Origin of the sequence: Macrococcus hajekii, assembly GCF_004359505.1 — a bacterium.
Taxonomy (GTDB): domain Bacteria; phylum Bacillota; class Bacilli; order Staphylococcales; family Staphylococcaceae; genus Macrococcus; species Macrococcus hajekii.
Genome location: NZ_SCWE01000002.1, coordinates 229,693 through 242,337 on the forward strand (window position 1 = coordinate 229,693; position 12,645 = coordinate 242,337).

Below are 12,645 nucleotides of genomic sequence, written 5' to 3' on the forward strand. Positions count from 1 at the left end.
ATTTTGAGCACTTTTTTTATACATATTACACCCTGACTTACGTTATAATAAATTTAAGTTCCAGGAAAGGACTGTATATATTATTACTTCAGCTCATTCATTTTCAAAAACTCGATTATTATTAATTCAGACCTTAAATAATATGCTAAAGGACGCTACGTTAGAAGATATCACGATTATCTCTCTCGTTAAAGAAAGCAAAATAACGCGCTCAACGTTTTACACCTATTATCACGATAAATATGAATTATTCGAAGATCTTTTCCTCTATATCTGCATCAATGCTGCTGAATTTATACAATTAACAAACATACCTGCAGATAACGAACAGTGGCTAGCTCTGCTTAAAACCAACTATACTGACACGTTACAGTTTCTTTATGATCATCAACATGTTTTTCAGCAGATTGCTAGTAAAAGCAGATTGTCTGCTATTAGAAAAGGTATTGAACTGTCAAAAGACGAATTTATTTATCGGCTTGAACAATTTAACTATCATCCTGCTATTAATAAAGAATATGTTGCCAATTTCTTTTTATCCGGCTTATTCATGACTTATGAACTCTGGATATCCAATAATTATGATGTCCCGATTGACGAATTAAGTATTCAATTAACCCATTTAACAGTTGCTTATTTCAATCTAACGATTTAAGTTGCTGCTTTTTGTGATGCCTGTCTAAAATTACTTTTCCGCTGAAAGTCAGCCTAACCACATCTTCACATAAAATTAAATTTTCTTGCTGCAATCTCAACATTTCATTGGTGAAATTTTCTACTTCTATGTCTGATAATGCATGAACAGTAAGTTGGTTGATTTGATTATACGTCAGAGGATTGCGATGATTTTTCTCTATTAGATTTAATAAGTAATAAGCTAATACATTTTCCATCCATTTTACTCCTTTTAAGTTTTTTATATCCATTTAATATCAAATTATGCTAATTTAAATTGTGGCAAATTTAAGTCATCACTTATTTAACTTAACAAAAAATGTATTTTGTATTACAATAACATTATAATTAAATTAATGAGGCGTTACAATGCACAATACGAATCAAAAAATATTTTATTTACCCGGACTTGATGGTTTAAGAGCCATTGCAGTGATTGCCATTATTATTTATCATCTTAATCCTAAGTTTTTGACTGGTGGCTTTTTAGGAGTAGATACTTTCTTTATTATTTCAGGATATTTAATAACCACATTGTTATTGAAAGAACATAGAGAAACAGGTTCAGTTGATTTAAGTAAATTTTATGTTAAGAGAATCAAACGACTTTTCCCAGCATTATGGTTTCTGCTCACCTCTGTTTTCATCTATTACTCTTACTTTGAACCTTCTCTGCTTCATCAGCTGAAAAAGGATATGCTTGCTGCTTTTTTTTATGTCTAAAATTGGTGGTACATCTTTGATCATGTAGATTATTTTCAAGGCTTAGAACCTAGACCACTTCAGCATTTATGGTCACTTGCAATAGAAGAACAATTTTATATTTTCTTTCCTATCATGCTCGTTATTCTTTATAAGTATTTTTCCAAAAAAGCCGTTGTCATTTGCTTCTCAATTCTATCAGTTATATAAGCATTGGGGATGGCGGCCCTTTATTATCCAGGAATTGATGTGTCACGTCTCTACTTCGGTACTCATACGAGAGTTCAGACCATGATGCTCTGTGTATTGCTCGCGTTTATATGGCCACCTCATCGATTAAAGAAAAGCCCTTCTTCTCAAGTTAAAATAGTCATCTCTTTAATAGGCTTTATTAATTTCTTTATTTTGATGATCGGTTTTATGTTTATTTCAGAATCAGAAAGCTTTCTCTATCATGGTGGTTTTTTTATTTTAGGAATTATAACTCTTTCTATAATAGCTTCATGTGTTTATCCAGGCAGTTATTTAAATTCATTACTGAGTTTACCTTATTTAACTAGAGTAGGCCGTTTATCCTATAGTCTTTATTTATGGCATTATCCAGTCATCGTCATCATAAATTATTACTTTATTAATGGCCAGCAACCTATTTATGCTTATATTCTGCAAGTTATATTAACTATACTTTTAGCATGGTTTAGCTATCGATTTATTGAATTACCTTTCAGAGGAGACGGTCTGAAATATTTTCAACTTAGTAAATTAAAGCAGCGTTTACCAATCGTCATCTTGTTACTATCTATGATTAGTTATACAGCCTATTCTTTATTACAGGTTGCACCTGATGAAGCAACACAAGTTTATACGACACGCACATTAAGTACTGTTACAAGTCCAAAATTAATACATTCAGTCCAATGGAATGAAAGTACAGAATCAATCTCCGACCAGTACTTAGCTCCTCTATTTATTGGGGACTCCATTCTTGTTGATATTAATCAGAGTTTAAAGCAGCTTTATCCTAATGCGACAATTGACGGAGAAGTGGGACGTAATATCTATAAAGCCATACCGCTAGCAGACCAGTATCAATACATGAATAAAAAAAATGAGATTGTAGTGCTTGGTATCGGTACAAATGGTGATTTTCAAATGTTGCAATTAAATCAGTTGCTTAACAAGTTCAGTAAGGCAAATGTCTACTTAGTGACAACACGTGTTCCAAGAGATTATGAAACACATGTCAATACGCTGATGAAGCAAGCTGCATCTATACATAAGAATGTAAAAATAATCGATTGGTATGCTGCTTCAGCAAATCATCCAGAATATTTTGCTTATGATGGTATTCACCTTGAAAGTCCAGGTATTCAGGCAATGACACAATTATTTTCTGATTCTATTAAATAGCATATTGATTGAAATGGATGTCTACTTGCTTTACGCTTATAGTATCAAATCCGGGGGTGTTAATATGACAGAACAACTTTCAAATCAAGAAAAGCGTCAACGTTTACACGATTTACTTGAGAAAAATGATATTGCAATGTTAACGACTTTATCAGGAGATAAACTGGTCTCTCGTCCTATGGCTTATAAACATTTAGAAGAAGATGCAGATTTATGGTTCTTTACAATGAAAGACACTGATAAAGCTGAAGAGATTAAAAAAGATAACCGTGCCAATATCGCGTTTTCAAAAGAAGGTTATGCTTCAATCTCAGGTACTATCCAGATCGTTGAAGACGACGCAAAGAAAAAAGAATACTGGTCTAAGTCAATGGAAGCTTTTCTTCATACATCTTATGAAGACCCAAATGTCATCTTACTTAAAGTTGAAGCTGACTCAGCAGAATACTGGAGTACTGATCAGACAACTAAAACTGTATTAAACGGCTTAAAAACATTAATCTCAGGCGAAGAGAAAAAACAAGATAAATCACTGAATGACACAGTAGAACTGTAAAAAAAGAGCCCTCGGGCTCTTTTTTTATAAATTAATATCACGATCTTTCCACTTACTCTTTTTTAAGATATAAGTATTGAACCAGGACCAGGTAAAAATAACGAGAAAATAGACAAAAGTAATGCTTGAGCATAATGCCGTCCACATAGTAAATGAGCCGGTTCGACGACTCATAGTATAGAAATGCCAGGCATATAAACTATAAACAATGAGAGCCGAGATAAAGATCAAGTTATTCTGTGCTACACCCCAAATAACAAATATCAGACTAGCCATACTACCTACCATCCAGTAAAGAATACCTATCATAATCCAGAGCTCAGTCGCAGCAGCCCCCGTCGCAAAATGTTTAGCCCAGCCTCTTCCCATTGATTGAATACCATCAGGATACATACGAAAATTCACTATTCCTTTACCGAGATATGCATCTACAGGTAAACCAGCTTGATAAAAAATATCTGCGAGACCAAAGCCTTCAATCAACTGATGACGTATAGCGGAATGGCCATTCGTTTTTTGGTAATGTGCTTTTGAACAAAGGACAACAGGTCCAAATGCTGAAACATGCTTACTTCTGACGGGCGTAAAAATATTCAGCCCTATAATAGTCAGCAGATTAAACCAGACAGATAACTGTTCATAAGGTTTTCGTGTCTGATGATAAGGCTGCACCGAAACCAGTCCACCATTGTAATTGGACAAGAGAATATTCAACGCATCGCTTTTTTCAAACCACGTATCTGCATCCAGAAAGAGTAAAAGATCAGAGTCTGCCTGCATAGCTCCCAAATAACAGGCCGCTGACTTGCCTTGCCAATCTGTTTCTTGAGGAGGAGATAGAACAGTTGCACCGTATTGTCTGGCAATATCTGCCGTCTGATCTGTCGAACCATCATCCACGACGATGCAATCAAATTCTATCGTCTGTTTACTGAGTGAATGGAGTAGATGTGGTAGATTATGCGCTTCATTACGAGCTGGAATAATAATCGTCAGTGTTGCAGCTGAAGTAGAATTCTGCTTCATATATGGCTGTCTGTAAAAGACGATGTGACCAGCCACTATCGATAAAATAATAAAAGCGATAATAGCAATTAGCACTGTTCACGTTCCGAAATCATTCGTCCTACCTGCTGTCCGCTTAAAGTGACCATTGGCATCCCACCACCTGGATTGACTGTGCCACCGACGAAATATAGATTATTAAAATATTCACTTTGTTTAGGATGCTTAAAGCCTTTGTTTTTTTTCTTATCGGAGACTGTGCCATAGATTGCACCACGGTCAGAACCATACGTCTTCTCAATATCCTCAGGCATCCAGAAATCTTCTGTTACAATATGCTTTCTTAAATCTGTTAGTCCCATACGTTCTAACTTAATCAACACACGTTCCCGTAATACTCTATATTCAGCTTGAGTAAAAGATTTTTCTTGAATATATGGAACATGGGGCAGAATTTTAATATTTTCGTGTCCTGCTGGTGCCTGTCCTGCATCTGTTTTATTTGTATTAACAAGATAGATAGTAGGATCGTCCGGAAGTTTCTTATCATGAAAGACTTGCTTGAAGTTCTTCTTTGAATTCTGTGAGAAGAAGAAGTTATGATGCGCCAACTGTGGATATTCACGATTAACCCCAATATGCATCACAATACCGGAAGCAGCAGGTTCAAATTTCTCTTTTTTCTTTTGAATATCAGGTGTCTTAGATAGCATCTTCTCATAGAAAGGAATTACCTCCATATTGGAGACGAAGTAGTCGGCAGTAAGTTTTTCACCCGCCTCAGTCGTGACACTGCTAATCCGTCCTTGCTCAACATCTGCTGATACGATACGGGTACGAGTTAAAAATTTCACTCCTATCTCCTCACCTAGCTTTACCAGAGCTTCAGCAATTCGATTCATACCTCCCGGCACATACCAGGCGCCTTGTGCATGCTGCATATGTATCATCATATTCAGAACTGCCGGTGCATCGTATGAAGAAGAACCTACGTACTTAATAAAGTAACCGAGTAAGGTACGGAATTCTTCATTATTGATACGTTTATCAATACCTTGCTGCATCGTATGAAAATAGTCAAAGCCTTGCAACGCCTGCATGGGTCCATGATGTTTAATTAATGGCCATGTATAATCAATCCCTTGTTCAAAATAACTTTTTTCAGTCATCATATGAATTTTCCCTGCATATTTCAGAAAGCGACGATAATCTTCTATATCCTTCTTGCTTAAATCAGGGTTCATTCGCTCCATCTTATCAAGGTCTCCGTAGAGGTTATAGATGTGACCTGTCTCAAAGAAACCTCGCCATTCAAGGTCAAGACGTACTGTCTTCAGATAATCTTCCATTCGCCTGTCACTGCGTTCAAATAAGCGTTCAAATATATAAGGCATTGTCAGAATAGAAGGTCCTAAATCGAAACCGAATCCTTCCTGTTCAAGACGATTCAACTTCCCTCCAAGATGCGCATTAGCTTCATACAATGTGACATCAAACCCTTGTTGTCTAAGTGTAATAGCTACCGATAAACCACCTAGGCCTCCTCCAATAACAATCACTTTCTTCATCGCTGCTCCCCCTTTAACATCTGCTCTGCATACTGATTTAATTTATTTTTCTGCCATAAGCTGACCTTATTTCGTTTAGACAGACAATTATAATGATGACGTCTCACTTCATTGAGTACCTCTGCATAGACAAGTGTTGCGACAAGGAGTGGTTTTCTACAGGAAGCTTTATAGTCTGAAATGCTGGGATAGAATTCGTTGTACCGACTTTCTGCATCCTGTGCTAATCGTTCCCACATCTCAATGAACGATTCATTAATTGTCAGCTGTGCCAGATTATCTTCGGTATAACCATAAGTTTTCATTACATCACTTGGCAGATAAATACGTTGATGTTGAACATAATCTTCACCTATATCTCTCAGTATATTTGTCAGCTGCATAGCAATGCCTAGACTGTCAGCCATCTGTCTCCCTTCAATAGTATCTTCATCAGCTAAAACAGGGTATAGCAGCTCACCGACCGAACCCGCTACAAACGAACTGTAATAATGAAGATCTTCCATTGTGCGCGGCTGACTGAAGTTAAGATCCATCATCTGCCCTTCCAACTGTTTATCAAACATAGTTAAGTCCAGCGGGAATTTTGACCTTACATCTGACAGTGCCCGCCACATAGGGTGATCAATGCTTATAGATTCCTCAAAGCGCTTCATCTGGACTTTAAGCTCCTGAAGCTTCTCTATTTTTACCGCGAGATCCTGATGGTCATCAACAATATCATCCGCCATACGACAGAACGTATAGATTGCATATACTGCGTTTGCTTCGTCTTTAGGTAGCTGACTGAAACCATAATAAAAACTTTTAGAATGTTTCTTGATGATATTTCTACAATATTCATAATCCTGCTCTATATTCATATAACCGCTCCTTTATAAGGCATCATCCAGCATGAGTTCTTCAGCTGCTATTTTAGAAGATAAGAGTACAATAGGGACCCCCGCTCCTGGGTGTGTACTGCTACCTGTGAAATAGAGATTCTCACAATGTGTCGCTTTACTTTGAGGTCGCAGATGATTGCTCTGCAGCAAAGTAGGCTGGAGACCAAATGTTGCGCCATTATAAGCATTAAACTGTTTTCTGAATTCTTTTGGCGAGATAAATGTTTCTGTTACAATCTCATTTCTGATATTGTGCATACCAGGTAGAGTCTCTACTTTAGATAATGCTTTATCACGGTAATAAGCGACTGTCTCTTCATTCCATTCATATTGAGCTGTTGAGAGTTCTGATATCGGCATCAGAATATACAGTCCATCTTTTCCTGCAGGTGCCATTGTAGGCTCTTCCTTAGACGCAATATACATGTAAATAGACGGATCCGTTAACAGACGCCCTTCAAATATCTGTTCGATATTGTCGTCCAGATCTTCTGAAAAAATAAAGTTATGAATGTCATCAATCTCCTTATACTGCTTATCCATACCCAGATAGAGGACAAAACATGAACATGAATAATCCATTTTATCAATATAGTGATCTGTATATTTCCCTTTTGCTTTTACATCTTTAACGAGGTTTTTCTGAGCATAAGGAAAATCTGCATTACACATTATATAATCTGCGTAGATCATCCCGACATTTGTTCTGATGCCTATTGCACGGCTATTTTCGATCAGAATTTCGTTAACAGGTGCATTGTAATGTATCCTACCTCCCAGTTCTATAAAGAGGTCTGCCATAGCCGTAGCCATACGGTGCATCCCCCCTTCAATAAACCAGACACCGTACAGAAACTCAATCATAGGGATAATCGTATAGAGTGATGGACTCTTAGCTGGAGAGATACCGATGTAAAGCGTCTGAAAACTGATAATATCTCTTAAACGCTTATCTTTAATATATTTAGCCATACTATTTTCGGCATTACCTAATGTCCGTAGCTTCAAGCCTTGTGTCAACGTTGAGAGATTATAGAAATCTTTAGATTCTCTAAATGGACGTTGCAGAAAATGATGTTTTGCGATATTAAAACGTTGGTACAGATCACTGATGTATTTCAGAAATCCTTCTGCATCTTTTTCGTCGACACCTTCAAATAATTCCATCAACTGTACAAGATCATTTGAAACCTTTAACTTTTCTGTGCCATGATTAAAATAAGCACTGTACATAGGTGACAACTTTTTCATTGGAATGTAATCATCTGCATTACGTCCTGTCAGCTCAAAAACCTCTCGGTAAAGCTCCGGCATCATTACGATGGTCGGTCCTAAATCAAATTCATAACCTTCACGTTTAATCCGGTGCATTTTCCCACCAGGTAAACTTTCTTTTTCATAAATTTCAACTTCGTAGCCCGCATGCTGTAAGCGGATAGCAGAGGCCAGGCCAGCTACTCCGGCACCTATCACAATAACTTTTTTCATCGCTTTCTCTCCCTTTCATTTCTTTGTCTCTGCCAGGACTCCAGTTCAGGCGACAGAATATAAGGCACTTGCTTTAGAGCTATTATATCCTTAGCGCCAAGTATCAGTGCAATATCTTTCATATGTGCTTTAAAAAGCTCTATGAATTGAATAGCAGCTTCTACACCATTCAACTCCACTTCTTTCAGAACAGCACGTGATAATCCGACTGCTTTAGCACCCATAACAAGGGATTTAATGGCATCAAGTGGCGTCTGGATACCTCCACTTGCTAAAATATCTATATCTCGCTGGAAAGGAAGACTCTCGAGTAATGACACCGGTGTCGTCTGTCCCCAACCTATTAAATACGACTGATCTTTTTGTGGTCGTCTTTCGTTTTCAATATAAACAAAATTAGTTCCACCTCTGCCACTGATATCTGCACCTTCTATACCGATTGAGGTAAGTTGCTGTAATGTTTCACGACTCATGCCAAACCCTACTTCCTTGGCAATAACAGGTACTGACACCTTCTCATTGATGGCTTCAATATTGGTTAACCAGTCTGAGAAATCTCGGCCACCTTCCGGCATCACCACTTCCTGGGGTGCATTGAGGTGAATCTGAAGGGCATCTGCATCTATCATCTCTATTGCACGCTGTGCGAAATCAAGTGGGACATCGGCACCAATATTGGCAAATACAGTACCGCTTGGATTAATAGTTCTAATCACTTGATAAGTAGGAATAAGTGCAGAATTTTTAAGAGCAGCATGCATGGAACCTACTGCCATTGCTATATTTGTTTCACGTGAAATAACAGCAAGTTTTTGATTGATTTCCCCTGCCCATTTACTGCCTCCTGTCATGGCATTAATGTAGAGCGGGAATTCAAGAGGAAGATTTGAAATCATTGTTTGAAGATTAATATCTGTCTGATTGACACTCGGTATGGAATGATGGATTAACTGAATATGGTTAAAGTCAGACAGTTGTTCTGGATGATTCAAAGCTAATCTGATATGATCATCTTTTCTTTGTTCTCGTTGTGTCATATTTTCTTCCTTTCTTTTTGAGCAGTTGCTCTATTTTAGGTCGGTTATAACGTTGTATGATAATAAAAGGAAGGTTGCTCATTATTGCAAAACCTAAATTCAGCCTCGCAGCCCATTTAGGATTCCATAGATAGAAGAGAGGGAATAGAAGGAGGGAAAATCCATGTGTCATCTCAGCACGGTTCGCTTCAATTCGGAATGTATTGAGCGTTTCATCATCTGTGGCCTCCAAGTTGCGGTGATTAAAACTCTTACTATAAATTGAAGAGCTATCCGGCAGAACGGTCTTCCATTGTTTCACTTTAAACCATCGTTGCCAGACATCACCCCCCTGCTCCCAGGAAAATGTGCGGAAACAGCAACTTAATTTATCAAAAAAATGAGCAGGTATTTTCATAAAGAGATAAGATAAGGAGAGTTGAAGTGTGAGCCATGCAAAAGTATTTTTAATAAAAAGCCAAAATATCTTCATTTTCTTCTCCTTTTTATAAACATGATTTCAAATATCATCCATTTTAGCCGAAATTTAAATATCTTCCCTTTTTATCTTACCCAATATTGTTGTCATTATAAAGCCAGGAGTGATTAAATAATGAATTTTAATTTTAATAATAGCTATCGTTTTTTATCGACAGATTTTTATGAACTGACTGAGTTAAATAGTGTCAAAGAACCAGAAGTATTATTAGTTAACAAAGAGCTTAGTACAGAACTTGAGCTAGACGCTGAAGCGCTGCAACATGCTGCTGCAGAATTATCCGGCAGCACTAAAATACCTCATTCGGAACCTATAGCGCAGGCTTATGCGGGCCATCAGTTTGGTCACTTCACCATGCTGGGCGATGGACGTGCTTTACTTTTAGGTGAACATATGACAAATGATGGTCAGCGTTTTGATATACAGTTAAAAGGTTCTGGTCGAACAGCCTTCTCACGTATGGGAGATGGACGTGCGCCTCTTGGTCCTATGCTGCGTGAATATATAATCAGTGAGGCTATGCATGCACTGCATATCCCTACTACAAGAAGTCTCGCTGTAACAGCAACAGGTGAAACAGTGCAACGCGAGCGAGCTTTACCCGGAGCAGTCTTAACGCGTGTTGCTAAAAGTCATATTCGCGTCGGTACATTTGAATATGCAGCACGCATCAATAAAGTTAAAGAACTGGCAGACTATACGATTCATCGCCACTATACAGAACTGAAAAATTCTCAAACACCTTATATTGATTTTCTAAAAGCAGTTATCGACCGGCAGGCATCACTAATTGCAAAATGGCAATGTATCGGATTTATTCACGGCGTGATGAATACAGATAATATGGCTATCAGCGGCGAAACAATAGATTACGGTCCCTGTGCTTTCATGGATACATTTGACCGTGCAACAGTTTTTAGTTCTATCGACCGACAAAGCCGTTATGCTTATTATAATCAACCAGGTATTGGACAATGGAACTTGGCTCGATTTGCAGAATGCCTGCTGCCTCTACTAGATGATGAGACAGAGACTGCTATCGCAATCGCTAAAGATGCATTAACATCATATGAGCTGCTATTCGATACGTACTGGTTAAAAGGAATGGCTGAAAAAATCGGTATTCATCAACCGAATGAAGACGACCGTGAATTGATTGGTGAACTTCTGGCTACGATGGAAGACCTGGAACTCGATTTTACACAGACCTTTAGAAAGTTATCACTCAAACAGCCGGTAGATAATGCGCTGGACGACTGGAAAATACGCTGGCAGCATAGACTGACAGCAGAAGAGTCTCCTTATGAACTGATGACAGCAGTGAATCCTGCTGTCATACCAAGAAATCATCTCGTTGAAAAATCAGTCAACCAGCTTGATCTGACTGATTTCAAAGATTTACTGAAAGTCGTCACAGATCCTTATAATGATAACCACCCTGCTATTTATCAGACTCCTGCTGAAGAGTCAGAACAAATTTTTCAGACTTACTGCGGTACTTAAACAACAAACAACAGCTAGGCTTAAAAAGCCTGGCTGTTGTTTGTTATTATTTGCGCCAGAATGTCTGACAATCTTTTTTATCTTGAATATTATAATCAATCAATTCCTGCAGCAGTTCATAATGTACAGGTTCATCCCATTTAATACGGAATAACATGGCTGTCTGAGAATAACCCGCTGCCTGAATCTTATCTTTAAATTGCAGGAGTGTTTCCTTTTCAGGGGCAATCGCCATATGCTTTTTAGCGACACTGAAGCCAATAATAAAAGTGCCATGGTGCTGATACATAGGCTGATTCCATTTCATAACAGGTTCAAGCTCAGCATAATTTAAGTGAATCCATTCAAATATTTCGAGCAAGCGTTCACGTTGAGTTACTGGCAGATCAGCTAAAAATGTATCGAATTCCACCCCAGGGCCTCCTTACTTCATTTCATTTTCTAATTTTTCTATATACTCTTGAAGTTTCTCTTTTTCTTCACCTGTTATCTCAGGAAATTGCGGATTAATCTCTTGTAAAACATTAATCATGATTTCTGATACAAGACTTCTTGCATACCATTCATCATCAGCCGGCAGAACATACCACGGACTATGCTCGGTTGAAGTCTGATTCAACATATCCTCAAATGCCTGTTGATATTGGTCCCAGTATTCACGTTCCTTCACATCATTGAATGAAAATTCCCAGTTTTTTTTAGGGTTTTTCATACGTTCGAGAAGACGATCACGCTGCTCACCTTTAGACATATTAAAAAAGAATTTAACGACATGGAAGCCATTTTCAGTCAGATATTTTTCGTAGTCATTAATCTGACGGTAACGTACATCCCATATTTCTTCTCTATTTTTATCATCTGGAATATGAACATCATCAATGAGATCATGTACACGGGTTACGATAACTTCTTCATAATAAGAACGATTTAAAATCCCGATTTCACCGCGCGCAGGCAGTCCACCATGTAGACGCCACATATAATCATGTTTACTTTCCTCTTCTGACGGCTTTTTAAATGAAGTCGTTTTAAGACCTTGTGCGTTTAAATTTGAGAAGATATAACTGATTGTCTCATCTTTACCAGCCGCATCAAGGGCTTGAAGTACAACTAAAATTCCTTTCTTTTCTTCAGCATGCAATTTTAAATGTAAATCTTTCAGTGTATTTACCAGCTCTGGAATCTTAATTTCTCTTATATCATCATTATGTTTCTTCATATCCTCTGAAGTCGGATATTGACTGAGGACAACTTGGGAATTAACAGGCACTTTATAGTTTTCAATATTCATCATATAACCTCCTATTTTCGTATCTATTCCTACAAATTAATGTGACTA

The 12,645-nt window shown here is 37.7% G+C and carries 14 protein-coding genes; 5 read left to right on the forward strand and 9 right to left on the reverse strand.

The genetic code is table 11. The annotated features are described in order from the left end of the window. Positions 1-142 precede the first annotated feature (142 nt). Complete coding sequence (locus ERX37_RS06865; RefSeq protein ID WP_133429936.1) at positions 143-655, forward strand: TetR/AcrR family transcriptional regulator; 513 nt, start codon at positions 143-145, stop codon at positions 653-655. On the opposite strand, the gene ERX37_RS06870 is transcribed toward ERX37_RS06865, so the two are convergent. Continuing rightward, positions 639-893, reverse strand: coding sequence for a hypothetical protein (locus ERX37_RS06870; protein ID WP_133429937.1), 255 nt, complete (start codon positions 891-893; stop codon positions 639-641). The two genes, ERX37_RS06865 and ERX37_RS06870, sit on opposite strands and share 17 nt — an antisense overlap. A gap of 151 nt (positions 894-1,044) precedes the next feature. Here ERX37_RS06870 and ERX37_RS11620 point away from each other — a divergent pair, with 151 nt between their 5' ends. From ERX37_RS11620 to ERX37_RS06880, 3 genes are all read left to right on the forward strand, one after another. Next, a complete protein-coding gene (locus ERX37_RS11620) occupies positions 1,045-1,398 on the forward strand; it encodes an acyltransferase family protein (RefSeq protein ID WP_229713189.1) in 354 nt (117 codons plus the stop codon). 198 nt (positions 1,399-1,596) lie between these two features. Further along, complete coding sequence (locus ERX37_RS06875; protein WP_229713190.1) at positions 1,597-2,787, forward strand: acyltransferase family protein; 1,191 nt, start codon at positions 1,597-1,599, stop codon at positions 2,785-2,787. Positions 2,788-2,851: 64 nt separating this feature from the next. Next, the gene (locus ERX37_RS06880; protein WP_165981995.1) at positions 2,852-3,343 is read left to right on the forward strand and encodes a pyridoxamine 5'-phosphate oxidase family protein; all 492 of its coding nucleotides are present in this window, start codon (positions 2,852-2,854) and stop codon (positions 3,341-3,343) included. A 24-nt stretch (positions 3,344-3,367) separates the two neighbouring features. Here the strand turns inward: ERX37_RS06880 and ERX37_RS06885 are convergent, their stop codons facing one another. Genes ERX37_RS06885 through ERX37_RS06910 form a run of 6 tightly spaced genes read right to left on the reverse strand, consistent with a single transcriptional unit; the run spans position 3,368 to position 9,797 of the window. After that, positions 3,368-4,444, reverse strand: a complete 1,077-nt coding sequence (locus ERX37_RS06885) for a glycosyltransferase family 2 protein (RefSeq protein ID WP_133429939.1) — start codon at positions 4,442-4,444, stop codon at positions 3,368-3,370. Further along, positions 4,438-5,916: a phytoene desaturase family protein gene (locus ERX37_RS06890; protein WP_133429940.1), complete on the reverse strand. Its 1,479-nt coding sequence runs from the start codon at positions 5,914-5,916 to the stop codon at positions 4,438-4,440. The genes ERX37_RS06885 and ERX37_RS06890 overlap by 7 nt, the downstream gene beginning before the upstream one ends. After that, positions 5,913-6,779, reverse strand: coding sequence for a phytoene/squalene synthase family protein (locus ERX37_RS06895; protein ID WP_133429941.1), 867 nt, complete (start codon positions 6,777-6,779; stop codon positions 5,913-5,915). Before ERX37_RS06895 ends, ERX37_RS06890 begins: the two co-directional genes overlap by 4 nt. Positions 6,780-6,791: 12 nt before the next feature. Beyond that, a complete protein-coding gene (locus ERX37_RS06900; protein ID WP_133429942.1) occupies positions 6,792-8,288 on the reverse strand; it encodes a phytoene desaturase family protein in 1,497 nt (498 codons plus the stop codon). Next, positions 8,285-9,325: a type 2 isopentenyl-diphosphate Delta-isomerase gene (fni, locus tag ERX37_RS06905; protein ID WP_133429943.1), complete on the reverse strand. Its 1,041-nt coding sequence runs from the start codon at positions 9,323-9,325 to the stop codon at positions 8,285-8,287. The genes ERX37_RS06900 and fni overlap by 4 nt, the downstream gene beginning before the upstream one ends. Beyond that, a complete protein-coding gene (locus tag ERX37_RS06910; RefSeq protein WP_165981996.1) occupies positions 9,297-9,797 on the reverse strand; it encodes a glycosyl-4,4'-diaponeurosporenoate acyltransferase CrtO family protein in 501 nt (166 codons plus the stop codon). Before ERX37_RS06910 ends, fni begins: the two co-directional genes overlap by 29 nt. Before the next feature lie 120 nt (positions 9,798-9,917). Here ERX37_RS06910 and ERX37_RS06915 point away from each other — a divergent pair, with 120 nt between their 5' ends. Then, complete coding sequence (locus tag ERX37_RS06915; protein ID WP_133429945.1) at positions 9,918-11,306, forward strand: protein adenylyltransferase SelO; 1,389 nt, start codon at positions 9,918-9,920, stop codon at positions 11,304-11,306. A 46-nt stretch (positions 11,307-11,352) separates the two neighbouring features. On the opposite strand, the gene ERX37_RS06920 is transcribed toward ERX37_RS06915, so the two are convergent. Together ERX37_RS06920 and ERX37_RS06925 are read right to left on the reverse strand one after the other, a co-directional pair. Then, entirely contained in the window at positions 11,353-11,718 is a 366-nt protein-coding gene (locus tag ERX37_RS06920) for an iron chaperone (protein ID WP_133429946.1), read from the reverse strand. A gap of 12 nt (positions 11,719-11,730) precedes the next feature. After that, the gene (locus tag ERX37_RS06925) at positions 11,731-12,597 is read right to left on the reverse strand and encodes a PPK2 family polyphosphate kinase (protein ID WP_133429947.1); all 867 of its coding nucleotides are present in this window, start codon (positions 12,595-12,597) and stop codon (positions 11,731-11,733) included. Between the last annotated feature and the right edge of the window lie 48 nt (positions 12,598-12,645).